The organism is Candidatus Ulvibacter alkanivorans (assembly GCF_003333325.1).
Classification (GTDB): Bacteria; Bacteroidota; Bacteroidia; order Flavobacteriales; family Flavobacteriaceae; genus Ulvibacter_A; species Ulvibacter_A alkanivorans.
Genome location: NZ_QOLC01000116.1, coordinates 1 through 16816, shown reverse-complemented (window position 1 = coordinate 16816; position 16816 = coordinate 1). Strand labels below are relative to the sequence as shown.

The 16816-nt window shown below is 38.0% G+C and carries 17 protein-coding genes and 2 pseudogenes; 4 read left to right on the top strand and 15 right to left on the bottom strand.

The window, feature by feature from the left end; genetic code table 11:
* Window positions 1–336: 336 nt before the first annotated feature.
* The 4 genes and pseudogenes from DWA30_RS13150 to DWA30_RS13135 all read left to right on the top strand — a co-directional run.
* Window positions 337–1683 (top strand): annotated as a pseudogene (locus DWA30_RS13150) (efflux RND transporter permease subunit); the annotation flags it as partial.
* An 11-nt stretch (window positions 1684–1694) separates the two neighbouring features.
* On the top strand, window positions 1695–3116 hold the full coding sequence (locus DWA30_RS13145; protein ID WP_114492990.1) for an efflux transporter outer membrane subunit: 1422 nt from the start codon (window positions 1695–1697) through the stop codon (window positions 3114–3116).
* A 35-nt stretch (window positions 3117–3151) separates the two neighbouring features.
* Window positions 3152–3967: a universal stress protein gene (locus DWA30_RS13140; RefSeq protein ID WP_114492989.1), complete on the top strand. Its 816-nt coding sequence runs from the start codon at window positions 3152–3154 to the stop codon at window positions 3965–3967.
* A gap of 34 nt (window positions 3968–4001) precedes the next feature.
* Window positions 4002–4601: a TetR/AcrR family transcriptional regulator gene (locus DWA30_RS13135; protein ID WP_114492988.1), complete on the top strand. Its 600-nt coding sequence runs from the start codon at window positions 4002–4004 to the stop codon at window positions 4599–4601.
* Here the strand turns inward: DWA30_RS13135 and DWA30_RS13645 are convergent.
* From DWA30_RS13645 to DWA30_RS13065, 15 genes and pseudogenes are all read right to left on the bottom strand, one after another.
* A pseudogene (locus DWA30_RS13645) lies at window positions 4601–5225 on the bottom strand (transposase); the annotation flags it as partial. The gene DWA30_RS13135 and the pseudogene DWA30_RS13645 overlap by 1 nt on opposite strands.
* Before the next feature lie 161 nt (window positions 5226–5386).
* A complete protein-coding gene (gene dmpG / locus DWA30_RS13130) occupies window positions 5387–6388 on the bottom strand; it encodes a 4-hydroxy-2-oxovalerate aldolase (RefSeq protein ID WP_114492987.1) in 1002 nt (333 codons plus the stop codon).
* A 5-nt stretch (window positions 6389–6393) separates the two neighbouring features.
* Window positions 6394–7320: an acetaldehyde dehydrogenase (acetylating) gene (locus DWA30_RS13125; RefSeq protein WP_114492986.1), complete on the bottom strand. Its 927-nt coding sequence runs from the start codon at window positions 7318–7320 to the stop codon at window positions 6394–6396.
* 19 nt (window positions 7321–7339) lie between these two features.
* The gene (locus DWA30_RS13120) at window positions 7340–8119 is read right to left on the bottom strand and encodes a 2-keto-4-pentenoate hydratase (RefSeq protein ID WP_114492985.1); all 780 of its coding nucleotides are present in this window, start codon (window positions 8117–8119) and stop codon (window positions 7340–7342) included.
* A 4-nt stretch (window positions 8120–8123) separates the two neighbouring features.
* Window positions 8124–9128 carry an NAD(P)-dependent oxidoreductase gene (locus DWA30_RS13115; RefSeq protein WP_114492984.1) on the bottom strand — a complete coding sequence of 335 codons (1005 nt, stop codon included), beginning with the start codon at window positions 9126–9128 and terminating at the stop codon, window positions 8124–8126.
* A 3-nt stretch (window positions 9129–9131) separates the two neighbouring features.
* Entirely contained in the window at window positions 9132–9914 is a 783-nt protein-coding gene (locus tag DWA30_RS13110) for an SDR family oxidoreductase (RefSeq protein ID WP_114492983.1), read from the bottom strand.
* A gap of 4 nt (window positions 9915–9918) precedes the next feature.
* Window positions 9919–10680 (bottom strand): SDR family oxidoreductase, encoded by a 762-nt coding sequence (locus DWA30_RS13105; protein WP_114492982.1) that lies wholly within the window; start codon window positions 10678–10680, stop codon window positions 9919–9921.
* Window positions 10680–11024 carry a cupin domain-containing protein gene (locus DWA30_RS13100; protein WP_114492981.1) on the bottom strand — a complete coding sequence of 115 codons (345 nt, stop codon included), beginning with the start codon at window positions 11022–11024 and terminating at the stop codon, window positions 10680–10682. Before DWA30_RS13100 ends, DWA30_RS13105 begins: the two co-directional genes overlap by 1 nt.
* 123 nt (window positions 11025–11147) lie before the next feature.
* Window positions 11148–12107 carry a SphA family protein gene (locus tag DWA30_RS13095; RefSeq protein ID WP_114492980.1) on the bottom strand — a complete coding sequence of 320 codons (960 nt, stop codon included), beginning with the start codon at window positions 12105–12107 and terminating at the stop codon, window positions 11148–11150.
* Between the two features lie 16 nt (window positions 12108–12123).
* Window positions 12124–13071 (bottom strand): VOC family protein, encoded by a 948-nt coding sequence (locus tag DWA30_RS13090; RefSeq protein WP_114492979.1) that lies wholly within the window; start codon window positions 13069–13071, stop codon window positions 12124–12126.
* 26 nt (window positions 13072–13097) lie between these two features.
* Complete coding sequence (locus tag DWA30_RS13085) at window positions 13098–13949, bottom strand: alpha/beta fold hydrolase (RefSeq protein ID WP_114492978.1); 852 nt, start codon at window positions 13947–13949, stop codon at window positions 13098–13100.
* 223 nt (window positions 13950–14172) lie between these two features.
* Entirely contained in the window at window positions 14173–15117 is a 945-nt protein-coding gene (locus tag DWA30_RS13080; RefSeq protein ID WP_114492977.1) for an AraC family transcriptional regulator, read from the bottom strand.
* Complete coding sequence (locus tag DWA30_RS13075; protein WP_114492976.1) at window positions 15114–15515, bottom strand: MarR family winged helix-turn-helix transcriptional regulator; 402 nt, start codon at window positions 15513–15515, stop codon at window positions 15114–15116. Before DWA30_RS13075 ends, DWA30_RS13080 begins: the two co-directional genes overlap by 4 nt.
* A 1-nt stretch (window position 15516) precedes the next feature.
* Window positions 15517–15954, bottom strand: coding sequence for a DoxX family protein (locus tag DWA30_RS13070; RefSeq protein ID WP_210725413.1), 438 nt, complete (start codon window positions 15952–15954; stop codon window positions 15517–15519).
* 64 nt (window positions 15955–16018) lie between these two features.
* Window positions 16019–16816 (bottom strand): dienelactone hydrolase family protein (locus DWA30_RS13065; RefSeq protein WP_136073213.1); only part of this gene is annotated, 798 nt, incomplete at its 5' end.

Below are 16816 nucleotides of genomic sequence, written 5' to 3'. Positions count from 1 at the left end.
AAGCAGGATAACATTTTAAATAAATTTTCTGAATTATATAGATACCGTAATAATCAGAACCGCTTTGGGTAAAAAAATTAACTATTAATGCCGTAAACATGCGTAAAGCAAGTAATTTTTTAGAAACAAAAAAAACAAAAGGTACGATTGTTTTAAAAGATTGTAAAGATAAAAATATAGAAAGTTAGGTCATTAAAAAGAGTGTGATAGAAAGGAAGAAACACCAACAATAAACCACACAAAACCTGAAAACGAAATAGTAACTGCAAGCAATGTAAAATGGAAATGGTTATCCGTTGTGAGGAAATTTAAGTTGTGAGGAAGCAAATCTTGGAAATTTACGCCAAGGCAAAAAAATTAGAAGGCGTGCAGGGCATTTCATTAATTAACGGTGTAAGTTTAATTAGTGGTGCAGGCAACAATTATGGATTAGGATTTTTAAAACTGGAAGATTGGTCTGAACGTGATGAAAGCGCGAGTACCGAGGCCATTACCAAGAAGTTATTTGGTATAGCCGCAGGAATTCCGGAAGCTAGTATAATTTTCTTCGGACCACCAAGTATCCCTGGTTTTGGAATATCTGCCGGTTTTGAAGTGAATCTATTAGACCGTACAGGTGGTGATTTTAACGAGTTAGACCAAGCAACGCAACAGTTTATTGGCAGTTTAATGCAACATCCTGAAATTCAGTACGGACAATCCTCATTTAATACTAAATATCCACAGTATGAAATGGAAATTAATGTCCCATTGGCTAAAAAATCCGGTGTTCCTATTAGTAGTATCTTCTCTACCATGCAAGGTTACATTGGAGGTATTTATGCCGCAGATTTTGCACGTTTTGGCAAACAATATCGTGTATATATGCAGGCATTGCCAGAAGATCGAGCAGATAAAAGTGATTTAAATGAATTATATATAAAAGCAGGGAATGGGGAGATGACACCCATTACACAGTTTGTTAATTTAAAACGTGTGTATGGACCACAATCTGTAACCCGTTTTAACCTGTACAATTCCACAAAGATTTCTGGTGCAGCAAATCCTGGGTTTAGTACAGGTGATGCTTTAGCAGTTGTTGAGGCTGAGGCTGCAAAATTACCAAGTAATTATGATGTAGCTTATTCTGGATTGTCACGTGAAGAGGTAAATGCAAGTAATCAAACCACTATTATATTTATACTTTGTATTGTGTTTGTGTATTTTTTATTGGCTGCACAGTATGAAAGTTATTTATTACCATTAGCTGTTATTTTCTCTTTGCCATTAGGTGTATTTGGAGCGTTTTTCTCAACCAAAATGTTAGGGTTGGAGAACAATATCTACTTTCAAATTGCTTTAATCATGCTTATTGGTCTGCTTGCTAAGAACGCCATATTAATTGTGGAATTTGCTGTACAAAGACGAAGAAATGGCGAAAGTATAGTAGATGCTGCTATACATGGAGCAAAAGCACGTTTACGACCTATTTTAATGACTTCTTTCGCCTTTATTTTAGGATTGATGCCATTAGTGTTGGCATCAGGTGTAGGTGCGGAAGGAAATAAATCTATAGGTACCGGTGCAGCAGGAGGGATGCTTATCGGAACTATTTTAGGAGTTTTTGTAATTCCGATCCTATTTATATTTTTTCAGTGGATACAAGAAAAAATTTCTAGTAAGCCAAGTATTACAAACAATTGAAGTATAAAACAATGAAATTAATTATAAAACATAGAAATTTTAGAAAAGCAACATTGATGTTGGTTATTGCATTCACCTTGCAAAGCTGTTTTGTGGCTAAGGATTATGTGAGACCAAATATAGACACTGAAACCGAAGCCCTTTACCGAACAGAAAATTTGCCAACAGACAGTGTTTCGATAGCAGATGTATCTTGGAAATCCTTATTTACAGACCAATATCTTCAACAATATATAGAAGAAGGTCTGCAAAATAATATGGATGTTCGTATTGCGCTTCAGCAAATTATAGCAGCCCAGGCGTATGCCAAGCAAGGTAAAGCAGGGTACTTGCCATCGGTTAATGTTGGTGCAAACTGGACACATCAAGAATTATCTAAAAACACCCAGTTTGGTGAATTTTTAAGTAATACTTCTACAGACCAGTTTGATGTTACAGCAAACCTATCTTGGGAAGCAGATATTTGGGGAAAAATACGAAGCAATAAAAGAGCAACACAAGCAGCATATTTGCAAAGCGTTGCAGGCCATCAAGCCGTAAAAACGCAGTTGATTTCCAGTATTGCGAATACGTATTATAACTTATTGGCTTTAGATGCCCAGTTAAAAATCACTAAAGAAACTATTGCAACCAGAGATAGTAGTGTAACAACAATTAAAGCCCTAAAAGAGGCAGGTCAAGTCACACAAATTGCGGTAGACCAAAATATTGCACAATACAATAGCGCAAGGGCATTACAGGTAGATATCGAGACAGCTATTTTTTATACTGAAAATACCCTAAGTATTTTATTGGGAAAAGCACCGCAATATTTTGAAAGAAGCAGCTTGAATTTACAGAATATAAAACAAGATATTGTGCTTGGTGTACCTGCAACATTACTCAGTAACAGACCGGATGTTATGGCTGCTGAATATGGTTTAATTCAATCTTTTGAGTTGACAAATGTAGCTAAAAGCAACTTGTATCCATCATTAAAATTAACAGCGTCAGGAGGATTTCAAAGTTTAGAATTAGATGAGTTATTTAATACCAATTCATTATTTGCTAATATCATTGGAGGTTTAGCACAACCATTATTTAATAAACGTGCTTTAAAAACTCAAAAAGAAGTAGCAATTGCACAACAAGAGCAGGCATTACTTGAGTTTAAAAAGACTTTGTTGATTGCCGGAAGTGAAGTATCCAATGCACTGTTTACTTATGAAGCTGAAACTAAAAAATTCGAATTTAGAAAAAATGAAGTTGAAGCCTTGCGTACAGCAGAAACAAACTCTGAAGAATTACTTAAAAATGGATATGCCAATTATCTGGACTTATTAACAGCCAGAGAACGCGCCTTAAATGCAGAGCTTAATATTATAGATAGTAAATTACAACAATTAGTAGCTGTTGTAGATTTATATGAAGCACTTGGCGGTGGATGGCGATAATATCAATTACATACTAAACATTATTAACCATAACTATGTATTCAATTTTAGTTGCAACAAATTTTTCTAAAACCTCAGATAATGCTGTACTATATTCAGCATCATTAGCTCAACTATTAAATACTAAACTGGTGCTTTTTAACGCTTTTAAGTTGCCTATTCATGCTTCAAATGCGCGAATATCGGCGACCTCAATGGACGCCTTGATTGAAAGCACCAAAGAGAAATTAAGAAAACAAGCTTTAAAATTATCCAATAAATTCAAAATTAAAGTTGAGTACCAATGTAGTTATCTGGATTTTGAACTTGAAATAGATTCTATATTGAAATCTTATAACTCAAAATTTCTAGTTATGGGAATGTCGGCCAAATCACTAGAACAAAATTTGCTCGGAAACCCAACAACGACCTTAATCAGTATGAAAAATTTTCCAGTGTTGGCTATTCCCGTAAACGCTAAATTTTCTGGTATCCGCAAGATTCTTTTTGCCTGCGATATAATGCAGGATATACCTTTACGAACTTTGGCAAAATTAAAGAGAGCTGCCATTCAACTTAAATCTGAAGTAACTGTGTTTTATGTAGAAAAAAAAATAAATGAACTAAAATCAGAAAACAAAGGTTTTGAGAATATAGAAAAAGGTCTGGAAAATGTTACGTATTTTTATAAGAAAGTAAACTCTGATACCGTAATAAAAGCAATAGAGAAGGAGATTGAAAAATCAAGTTTTGATTTGTTAGTGATGATGCCAAAAAAATATGGTTTTTGGGAATCTATAGTCCATAGAAGCAAAACCAGGGTCATGGCCTCAGGCATAAACATACCATTATTGTCAATTCCAATAGATTGATATTTAAAAACGAAAGGTTACAAATAACTGAAAGATGGTCACTAAAGCAGAATTGTTAGCGTATTCTATTACAAAGTTTACCCAATTTGGAAGTAAACACGTAACGTTAGACGATTTAGCAAATGATCTTGGTATATCGAAAAAAACAATTTATACATATTTTGAAAACAAAGAAGACCTGGTAACCTCCAGTCTTGAAAGTTTATTGAACGAGTATAAAGAAGATATAAATGGGCTGATCAAAAGCCACGGCAAAGACCCTATTTTGTGTGTCATATTAATTTACCAGAGAGGGTTTGAGTATTTAAAATACTTTAAGCCCTCTTTTCTTTTCGGATTGGAAAAGTATTATCCCAAAGCAAATTTGCTGTTCAATAATTTTGTGAAAGAATTATCACATAATATTGTTTATAAGTTACTTAAGCAAGCACAAGAAGCTGGAGATATAAAAGAAGATATTAATTTAGAACTACTCGTGAAAATCTATTTTTTTAGAATTGACAATCTGGTGTTTAAAAAGAACAATTTATTTGAATCTTACGGAAAAGCCGAATTATTTAAACACTTAGTCATTTATAATTTAAAAGGAATCATAACAAATAATTATACCAATGCTTATTTTGATTTGCACTAAAACTGTTTTTGATTTCTTCTCATAGGTGTATTTAAGGTTATGTTACAGGTCTCAAACAGGTTGAGCTGAATTTCTGCTCACAAATAACCTCTATCACCAATTAATGTACAGTCGCTTATCCACATCTTAATGTCATTAAGGCAATTGATGTCGTGTACAGAAGCAGGGCTCAGATCAATGCTTTGAAAAATACCTTCTACCGAACAAGCACTTTGTGCTGCAAAATAACCTTTATCCGGAAAGGCGTGGGTGTCCTCTTAACAAATCTTAGAGTGCTAGCTTCGTGATAATTTACAGACTTCCAAGGGCATGCTATCTACAACAAAATAATTTTCAAACTCATTGAACTAACAGGATAGTTTTAAAAGAATAGGATTGGACTCGGTTGCCAATTTCCGTTACCTTCTATTATAAACACTTCGTTCTGTTTTTAATCCAATTGGCAAAGAAAATTTTTGAACAAGTCGTTCTCACTATCAATTCCCATATATTCCGCAGTTAAACTCAAACTAATAAGCTCTAAGTAGCTGAGCTTTGGTTGACATCTTTGGTATGACAAAAGTTGTTCATTTTATATTTTAATACTTCCAATATTCTTTCGTAATTTACTTTTAAGTTGTTCATAGTTAATGTTTTATAATATAAACAAGTTACTGGTTATCGGTAATATGGACAACTTTTTTCATTTAGATCATAATGCACAATGGGTATAATACATTATTTTTATTGACATTTAACATCCTTATTTTCCTTCCGTAGGATAGCGCATCGGTCAGAGTTCTAATTCATTTTATCATATCCAAAGCCACATCCACGATCATATCTTCCTGGCCACCCACCATACCCCTGCGTGCCAACTCCTCAAGAATGGCCCGTGTATCCAGACCATACTTTTGGGCAGCTCGCTCTGAGTGCAATAAAAAACTGGAATAAACCCCAGCATAGCCCAAAGAAAGAGTTTCCCGATCCACACGAACAGGTCTTTTTTGGAGTGGGCGCACAATGTCTTCTGCGGTATCCATAAGTTTATACAGGTCGCAGTTATGCGACACCTCCATTTTATTGAGTACAGCTATGAGCACTTCCAGTGGCGCATTGCCCGCACCAGCCCCCATACCAGTAAGTGAAGCATCCAGGCGAGTAGCCCCATGCTGCATGGCTATTATGGTATTGGCCACTCCCAGTGATAAGTTATGATGGCAATGAATGCCGATTTCGGTTGATGGTTCCAAAATTTCTTTAAATGCCTCTATCCTATCTTTCACATCATTCATAAGCAAAGCTCCGGCCGAGTCGGTTACATATACACAATCAGCGCCAGCTTGTTCCATGATTTTGGCTTGTTCTGCTAGATTTTTTGGGCTGTTCATATGAGCCATCATCAAAAATCCACCTACATCCATGCCCAATTTTTTTGCCCCTTGTATGTGCTGAATTGCAGTATCGGCTTCTGTACAGTGAGTTGCGATCCGCACGGACTCCACGCCCATATTTTTGGCTTTTTCGAGGTCTTCCATAGTGGCTATACCAGGCAGTATAAGAGTAGTCAGTCGAGCATGGGTCAGCTCTTCGCTGATGCCTTCCAGCCACTCCCAATCCGTCTGTGCTCCAAAACCGAAAGTGAAGCTACCCCCTGCGAGCCCATCACCATGTGCTATTTCAATGGCATCTACACCAGCACGGTCAAGTGCTATAGCCAGCTCCTTTACTTGTTCTTTGGTGTACTGATGACCTATAGGGTGCATGCCGTCTCGTAGAGTTACATCTTGTATATATGGCTTTTTCATTTAATTTAGGATTGAATAGATTTGACTAAACGCTCTGCTGTAGCCCTGGCCGCACTGGTCATAATATCAAGGTTACCAGCATATTCTGGCAGATAATGTCCTGCTCCAGTGATTTTCAGATAAACGGAAGTTTTTAATCCGTGCCGATAGCCCAACCCCTGAATTAGGACAGGATTTGATGCGGGGATTTCATCAAACAATATTTCCTGATGAAGTTTATACCCTGGAACATATTCTTGTACCAATTCCACCTTTGCACGGATGCTCTTGCGAATGGCTTCTTTATCACCCATTTCAGAAAGTGTGAAAACTGTATCCCTCATCACCAACGGAGGCTCGGCAGGGTTCAAAATAATAATGGCCTTTCCCTTTTCGGCTTTTCCAATCTTCTCAATACCTCGGGAAGTGGTTTCTGTAAACTCATCAATGTTTGCTCGGGTTCCGGGACCTGCAGATTTACTCGCTATTGAGGCGACAATTTCACCATAGTGCACTTTTACCACATCACTAATAGCAGCCACTATTGGAATAGTAGCCTGTCCACCACATGTGACCATGTTTACATTCAAGGCTTCCATGTGGTCAGAAAAATTTACTGCTGGCACAAGATATGGCCCAACTGAAGCGGGAGTAAGGTCAATCATGCGTTTATCTGAGAACTGACGTATTTTTTCCCAGTTGTACAAATGGGCCTTGGCGGAGGTAGCATCAAACACAATCTTAATGTCGTTCCATTCTGGCATTTCCAAAAGGCCATCTACTCCTGTATGGCAGGTTGGCACATCCATTCGTGCTGCACGGGCCAGCCCATCGGATTTCGGATCAATGCCCACCATGGCAGCAACTTCCAATGTCTCCGAGTACCTCAAAATTTTTATTAACAAATCCGTTCCAATGTTTCCGGAACCAATGATTGCTACTTTTGTCTTCATCTCTTATTCCGTTTTACTTTTAAGATGTGAAATAAACAGAAGCACTTCCAAGAGTACTTATCTCTATCTCTACATAATCGTCAGGGTTCACAGGTATCATGGGACCCAAAGCTCCTGATAATATCAAATCACCTTTTTTAAGAGGAGTGCCTACTTCTACCATTTTCTTTGCCAACCATAATACGGCATTTATAGGACTTCCAAGGCAGGCCGAGCCAGTACCTTCTGAGACCACTGTGTTATTGATTTTCATGGTCATTTGCGCATTTACCATATCAAATTCAGATAGAGGCAAGGGGGTGTGTCCAATTACAAAATGACTGCCAGAAGCATTGTCCGCTACGGTATCGGTAATTTTTATATTCCAATCCGCTATTCTACTTCCAAGAATTTCAATGGCAGGTACTGCATAAGCTATGGCGTTTATCACATCAATAGTAGTGATCGTATCGTAATCTAAATCATGGCTTAAAACAAAGGCTATTTCAGCTTCAACTTTGGGCTGCATAAGGTTTTTGGCGCTAATTGAAAGTCCATTGAGGACTTCCATATCATGAAAAAGCACACCAAAATCTGGCTGTTCCACACCAACCTGTCGCTGTATCGCCTCTGAGGTAAGACCTATCTTCTTGCCAATGATTTTGCTTCCATTTTCAATACGTCTCTCCGTATTGAGGTTTTGGATCTGGTATGCCAATGTAATATCCTCCACACCAACTTCCTCACTAATAGGGGCGATAGGTTTTCCAGAAGCTCCGGCCATCCATAGTCGCTCTGCTATATTTGTTTTGATACTCATGCTTTCAATAAAATTTTTTATGATTTGACAAGTCCAGCAACCTATCTGCTTTACCAGTACTGATATATTTTTTTACATTTGGAATCCCCACCACGCTGGAATGTAGCAGCACCCCATCTACCATTGCTGAGTTATGTGGCGACCCGAGCACGTTTGGTAAGTCAAGAAACGGAAAGCTCAACTTGAACTCGTTTACAAAGAAGGGTTCTATCCACCAGGCATCTATGGCCGCCTTAAATGTAGGCGTTGATTTGAGTTTTTGGTACAAAGCCTCTTCATCGATAATTTGCCCACGGGCAAGGTTTACCAATATGGCATCATCTTTCATTTTTGCAAGTTCCGAGGGACCGATCAGGTTTTCTGTTTGAGCCGTTAACGGAATGGTTATGACCACAAAATCGGTATTGGAGAGCAGGTAATTCAGTTGATCCAATTTTCCAATCCAATCTGTAGGTTCTGTACTCTCTCCACTAGTGTTTATGGCAAATACTTGACAATTGAAAGCAGACTTCATAATGTGTGCTATACGCTTCCCGATACCTCCAAAACCAATGATTCCACAGGCTTTTTGGTCAATCAAAGTGGAACCGCTTCCAAACTGGTTAAATTCACCTTGCTTCATTTCCTCATGCCTTAGCCCCAAGTTTTTGGCCAGGGACAATATCATTCCCACCCCATGCTCGGCCATCGGTGTGGCATAGGCACCCATATTACCGGCAACAGTAGTTTCTTGTGGAAACCTGTTAAAATCCAAATGGTCAAAGCCTGCGGAAAGTAGTTGGATGAACCGTATGCCATTAAAAGCATGATTCTTTACCTCAGGAAGCTCAATGGTAGGATTCCTGGCTATTAAGATATCTGACTTTTTGAGTTTTTCAGTCTGGTCTTCTGTTGACAAACCATTGAGAAAATGAAGGTCTGCAATCCCGCCAAGCTCCTCTTTATAATACTCGATCTCCTTACTACTTACCTTATTACTGATTGAGATTGTGTGAGTTGATCCTTTCATAATTTAAATGGGGAATTTTGATTCTCCCCCATCAACCGTCCATATTGACCCATGTACAAAAGAGGCTGCTGGAGAAAGCAAGAATGTAACAACTTTGCCAATTTCTTCAGGACTTGCAAATCGACCCAAGGGAATGTTGGCAGCCATTTGTTTCTCTGTTTCTTCTAGGTTCTGCTTTTTTTCATCTGCCACCATTTTTACATAATTAGCAACTACCTCGGTATTCGTATAGCCAGGAGCGATACCGTTTACACGTATATTGGGAGCCAATTCTTCTGAAAAAGTCTTGACCATACCCGCTACGGCCATTCGTAGGTTAGAAGCCAAAGTATAATCAACAGAAGGCTGGCGTATATAACTTGAAGTGTTGATTACGATACTGCTTTGATCTGAAAGTAAGTCAATGGCATGATAACAAAGATGTCTCACAGACGATATAATGGTTTTATAACCGTTTTCCCATTCTTCCGAAGAAAGGGAAGACAAATTTCCTGCGGCAGGTGCACCTGAATTTGTAAACAGCAAATCAAGTTTGCCGTGTTGTTCACGAATTACCTCATACGCTTTGATTATGTCGCTCTCGCTGGTAACATCACAGACCAAAGGAATGACTTTAACTCCTGTCTGACCTTCAATGCCTTTTGCCTTTTCTTCTATTTTTTCTTTGGTGCGTGCACAGGCGTACACAATGGCTCCTTCACTGGATAGCTCTTTTGCCACGGCTGCCCCCATTCCCTGACTGGCACCAGCCACAAAAGCTACTTTATCTTTTAGTTCTAAATTCATTTTTTCAATTTGCTGTTATCAATCCTCCATCTACATGAATATTCTGACCTGTAATATACTTGTTCTCCTCTGAGAGTAGGTACGAGGCCAATCCTGCCACATCTTCTGGCATCCCGAATTTTTTTAATGGAATTTCATTAATCGTTCTTTGATCAACTTCCTCTTTGCTAATATTTTCATTTTCGGCATAGCGCTGATTAAAGTCAAGTATTCTTTGTGTAGCAATATATCCTGGTGCTACAGTATTGATGAGTATTCCATCACTACCCAGTTCTATTGCTGCTGTCTTAAGAGCATTGACCAAAGCGGCCCTTAAGCTATTTGACAGAATAATGCCTTGATAGGGGTTTTTTACCGTAAAGGAAGTTATAGCTACTACTTTACCACTATTTTGTTTTTGCATCATTGGTGTAATTCCGCGCAAAAGTCTTAATGGTCCATGTAGCATGATGTTGGTATAAGTTTCCCATTCTGAGTCTGAAACATCCATAAATGGCTTAACAGGTGGTCCACCATGGTTGAGAAAAAGGGCGTCAAGCTGACCGGTTTCCTTTACTTTGGTTATCAAAGAAGAAACCGTGTCATCATCCCCTAAACTACCATCAATACCTTCAACCTTTGTACCGAATTCCTGAAGTTTTTTTACAGCAGCCGATGTGTTCCTACTATTTAGTATTAAATCATAACCTTTTTTTGCCATCGCTTGTGCAGTAGCATACCCAATGCCTTTGGAAGCTCCCGTAAGTAGAACAATTTTTCTTTTCATTATCCAGAAACCTGTTTAAGTTTTTGTAAAAGGTCTTCTCTTAAAGGAGTAAAAAAGTCTATTAAAGTAGTGTCTTCTACAGCTTCCACTTCATGCTCTTCATTAGATGGAAAGTGTACAATGCCTCCTTGCAACAAGGCAAACTCCATTCCTTTCATTCTTACTTTTATATGACCCTTAGCCACAAAGCTCATCTGCTCATGAGGATGAGAATGCTTGGCAGCTATACTTCCTTTAGGCAGTTCTGCTCGTACGGTCATTAGTTTATCCCCAGCAAAAGGGTACAATTTGAGTTCTCCAGCCTCCAAAAATGGCAATTCATCCATTTGTGCGTAGTTATTCATAAAATATATTAGTTTATTATTATTTCAATTTTAAATCTTTTGGCTATTTCATTCAGTGATTTGCCTTGGCACTTTTACACTTAGCAACCCTCACTTTTAAATAACAATGAGGGAACCATAACTTTATTTAGGCCAAATCTTGGTTAACGTGAAATTTATAAAAGGGGTTTGCGACCATCTGTTTTCAGAGGCTACATCAAAAGCGGCTGTTAGTCTAAACATAAACGTTTTGTGCTGTTTAAAAAATGCCGGACCAACAGAAAATGCCATTTCTTTTGAGTCTGGTATTGAGCTCCCTTGTATTTCATGATCAGACAACTGTTGTAAAAAATAGCCTGCCATTCCTATTCTAAACTCTTTTCCTAAATTGTATGAGGCGGCATAGTTCAAATAAAATGCTTGACCTGGTTGGGTATCCTCAACACCAAGACCGACAAAAGGATCGTTGTTCTTTGAATTCCACATATAACGGAATCTCATAGAAGTTTCCCATTTATTACTTTCGTCCCAATATAAGGTAAATGCATAATACGGCATAATACTCCACACATTGTTACCTACGTTTACTGGGTCTTTTTCATCATAGGTTCCGACTGGTAGAATGGCATTCAATAAAAAACGGTGAAAGAATGTCTTGCCGAACAGTTTCTTATCTGGCCATTGAATACCTGCACCTACTATTACATCTCCAAGTCCAAATTCACTTTCGTTAATACCTGCTCCCGGAAAATCAATATCAACATTGACCAAGGGAACAAGTACTTCAGCTACCGGAAAACCTTTTAACATGGGTTTTTTAGACACGATGGCTAAATGATTTATGAACAGAATATTGTTTAAACTGTTGTCCCCTGGCACTTCATCGCCATCAGAATTAGTCAATTTTGTGGAATTTTGACTACCCAAAAACACCTCGTAAAGAATCGCTGGTCCGGCAACCCCATCATTAATGCTGGTAAGTCCCAGATCATTTGGTGGTAAGTTTACCTGTGCATTAGATACCCCTGCCATACAAACACACAGTATTAATGCAAATGAAATCTGTATATGTCGTCGGAAAATATTGTTTTCTAATCTCTTCATCGTAAAAATATTTTTATTACTTTGGACCAATTGATTCCGCTAAAAATGTTGGCGATAACTCTGGTCCCCACCAAATAATGCCCTCTGCTAGCTCTTTCTCTTTCCATAGTACTGGCTTCCAGTCTGGATCATATATATGATACCCTCCACTAAACAGCTCAAGTCTGTGACCACTGCCAGGATCTATGGCGTAAATAAAGCCTGCCTGGGATACTCCATGTTTTCCAGGAGCCAAACTTAGCTCAATACCATTTTCCTTAAAAATATCTGCCGCTCTCGCCACATCTTGAAAATTGTCAAGATAGAAGGCCGTATGGTGCAGTCTGTTTTGGCGACCAGCTTCATCAAACATAATGGCTAAGTCGTGCACCAAAGTGGTGACAGAAGTCCAATAAGCCATTTCAAACCCACTGTCTAATTGGATGTACTCTCTCACTTTGAAACCAAAAAGTTCTTCGTGTAATTTCATACACTCTGACGGATTGCCCACGTTGAAATTGACATGATCTATACAACGAGGGGATATTCCATGGTCAAAAGATTTGAAAACTTGATTTTTCAGTCTGGATCGCTTGCCTTCTGGCGCCAATGGGCGCTCCATATGATAGTATATTTCATAAACTTGACCTGTTGGCAATTTAAAGCGGAATGCCTTGCCCAAACCTGCTTCTTCGCCTTCTGGTACCCATGATGGACTTAATCCTGCTTTCTCAACTTTGTCATAAAAATAATCTACATCAGCCGCTTCATGTGTTTTCCATGCGATATGGTCGAGCACGGCTTCCTTTCCTTCAATAAGGATCAATGTATGGTGTTCAAAATCTGCCCATCCGCGGTAATATATTTTATTGCCTTCGCGTTTTTGTTCGTTTAAGCCAACAACATCATGAAAAAACCAGTGTGACTTTTCTAGGTTCGGTGTTACAAGGGCCACATGTCCCAATTTTGCTAATTTCTTTTGCATTTTGATTAGTTTTAGTTAACTTCATATTAATAATTCTCCTCAAAAAATCCTTTCAATAAATAATGGAAGGACTCTTTATATTCTATTTGCGTCCAATGGCTGCAATGACTGAAAATATGCATTTGGACATTTGGAAGATGTTTGATCAAGTAATAACTGGTTTCTACATTTACAAGAAGGTCTTCTTGCCCGTGTATAATTAGAATAGGATGGTCCATATTTCGTAAAGAACCATCTGGAATTACCATTTCGTCAAGGTGCTGTTGCCTTGGGGCCGGAAACATAGCTTCGAAGGATCGACGAATATTTTTATCTAACGTGGCTTTATGGCGCATCTTCGAAATGGCTTCCAATTGATCGCCGATAATGCTTTGATCGTATGAAAACCAAGAGATCATATTAGCCATAAGTTCTGGAGATGGGTCATCATAGTACCCCCATGTTCTATCCAATTCTGGCGTAATTTTCGTTGGTGCACCAGCTGGTCCCATTAGTACGACTCTATTAAACCGATCCGGAAAATCCATTAAAAGTTGGAGAGCTATTGCTCCACCCATAGAATTTCCCACAATATGTACCTTTTCAAGGTTAAGTTCGTCCAATAGAGAGATGAGTTGATCCATCCATAGCCTCATCCAATTTCGCATGCCCTTAGGTGGCTCTTCGGGATGATGGCTTTTTCCAAAACCAACCAAGTCTGGCGCAAGGCAATAGAATTTTTCTCCAAATTCAGGCATTATATATTGCCAGTTAGACCATGCACTTGCTCCTGGACCAGACCCATGGAGGAATAAAATTGCGTCTTTATTATTCTTACCACTCTCGTTGAGATATGTACTATTCGCATTTTTTATTATACGATTACTAACTTCTGCCATATGCTGTAAATTATTAGGTTATGAAATATTTGTGCTTAAAATTGTTAATTACATAAATAATTGTGATAAAATTCGATAATTATTCAATATTATCATATACACAAAAAGATTTTTATAGTACACTTTACACATATTTGAGGTGTTTTTATGAAAAAACAAAAAAGAGAATAGCTTCTTTATGGCAATTTTATGGTTATTGGACCTTAAACTTTGTTCATGCCAATTAAGTTGTAATTGATTTTTCTTTTAGATGATTTTCCCTAAATTTCTTTGGAGTGGTTCCGGTAAGCGACTTAAACAACCTAAAGAAATAGGAGGAGTTAGAGAAGTTCAATGTGTATGAAATCTCAGACATGCTACTATCAGTATATATCAATAGTCGTTTGGCCTCGTACAAAATACGCTTTCGTATGTGATATCCAGCTGGTTTCCCTGTCTCTTTTTTGATAATATGGTTGAGATGGCCTTCTGATAGATTAAGAATTTTTGCATATTCCGAAACACTTCGTTTGTTTATGAAATTTGCATCCACAGCTTGTATAAATCTGTTTACTATTGTTTGAGAAGAAGTGAATAAGGTGTTTTTGTCCAAAAGTCCATAAAACTCGTACATTTTCAACAGCGAAAGGTTGAGATAGGTTCTAATGAGTTCATCACTGAGAAACGACCCTCCCGAATTAACTTTTTCCATTCCGTTAAATATTACATTGATTTCATAAGATGTGGTTTCATCTATTTTCACTATTAAAAATCTTTTTGGAGTGCTACGCTTTATAACATTTGACAAATAGGTGCCTTTCTCATGGACTTCAAAAAAATCAATACTAAAATGTACCGAATACCCTTTTGGGTTATCTTCAAAGCTTGTGGCATGGACGGTATTTGGATAAAGCAATAAAAAACAGTTTTTTTGTAGATGGTGAATTTTATCATCTATGGTTACACTATAACTGCCATCTGTAACCCAAACAAGTTGGTAAAGAAGTGTATGGCAATGAGGCTCTAGAACCTTATTGGCTGACTTGATGGTTTGAATGGTCTTTATTGAAAAATAGTTTGTTAGGTGGTCAAGAGATTTCTCACCATATTCAATATAGTTAGGGACAGATTGTAAATTTCCTTTTACATCAATTGCATGCCTGATAAATTCATTGTTGCTCTTCATCATGACCTATTCTTTTTATTCCTCCGAGTGGATAGGGTGGGCAATGTATTTTTCTCAAGCAATGCCAAGCCCGGTTCAGTAATATTAACAGATTTTTGGCGTCTGTCTTCGGGATTTTCTACCCGATTAACTAACCGTTTTTGAACCAATCTGTCAACTATACGACTTACATCCGAGTCTTTGTCAAGCATGCGTTCTTTAATAAAACAAATGGAAAGAGGGGCTTCGGAACGAAAACCTCGCAGTATCCTCAAAACATTGTATTGCGGTTCGGCAAGTCCGTGTTTTCTTAGCGATTGATAAAACTTAAAACTCAACTGTTTGCTAGTGTATGTCAGGTTTACCAAACCCTTATGATATTCATTCCGAAACCTTCCTTTTATTTCATCTTCAATCTTCATTTTATTTCATCTTGAAAAAATCAGGTGTTCTTAAATAAAAAACTACCCAAACTAAAATAAGCACCACACTTGGCATCATAATGCTCATGCTGCCTGTCATGTGCATAATGATTGCTCCGCCCATATAAGAACTTAATAACAAAGTACCAAAACGGGTGGTTTTTGGAAACAGAAACAGCAAAGCCGATCCTATTTCGCCTAACGCTATAATAATGCGCCAATCGCCTAAATTCATTTGTTCCATTTGTTCGGGGTGGAGAAACAATTTCCCGCTTGCACTATATAAATAAAATGCGGTTAATAAGCCTGCTATTATCCAGGTAACAATTTTTCTCGTTTTTGAAGTTTCTGTAGTACTCATCATTTTAAAATTTAATTGTTTATAACTATTTTTTGAAAGTTTCTGATAGGAAATTTTAAAAATATCTGCATTTCCCACTGGGCAAACAGCTCCTTTTATTTATGTTGAAAGATTTTCATTTTGTTTTTCCTTTGATAGCTACCTATTTTACCGGAAAATGTTCTTTAAAAAAATCTTTCATATCTTGCCACGAAGCTTTATCGGCGGTTTCGTTATAGGCAATCGGCATATTGAATTTTTCTCCGGCTTCTGTCGATTCGGGGTTAGTAAACGCATGGGTCGCACCTTCGTATTCTTTAAATACGAATGGTGCGTTCTCCTGGTTCATTTCGTTTTTGAAATTTTTAATATCATCTTCCGAAACAAACTTGTCGGCGCCTCCATTACAGATAAGTACCTGTGTGTTTTTTATGGCCGGGGAAGCCTTAAAGCCAGCTAACCCTCCATGGAAACTGACGACTGTTTCGAGAGGCACTCCCATGGCGGCAGCATTTAAAACTACTGTTCCACCAAAACAGTAACCAATAGCTGCAATATGGTCGTTGGCTGCCCGATTGCTGTTTATTAAGGCTTGGTATGCCGCAGTCATACGTGCTTTTAATAAATCAGAATTCGTATAAATAACACCTGCGTTTTCCTGTGCATCTTTAGGATTGTCCAGTATCTTGCCTTGTCCATACATATCTGCGGCTAATGCGGTATATCCAAGTTCAGCCAACATTTTTGCACGTGCTTGCGCATAAGAATCGTTTCCCCACCACTCATGCACGACAATAATACCCGGTTTCTTTTCATTACTGTTCTGGTCATAATAAAGATAACCAATTAATGTATCGTTGCCCGAAGTATAGGTCACTCTCTCGTTAACTATCTTTGGTTCAGCAGTGGCCACAACCTTTGTTTTTTCTTCCGTATTCTTTTTGGATTGATTGCCGCCACA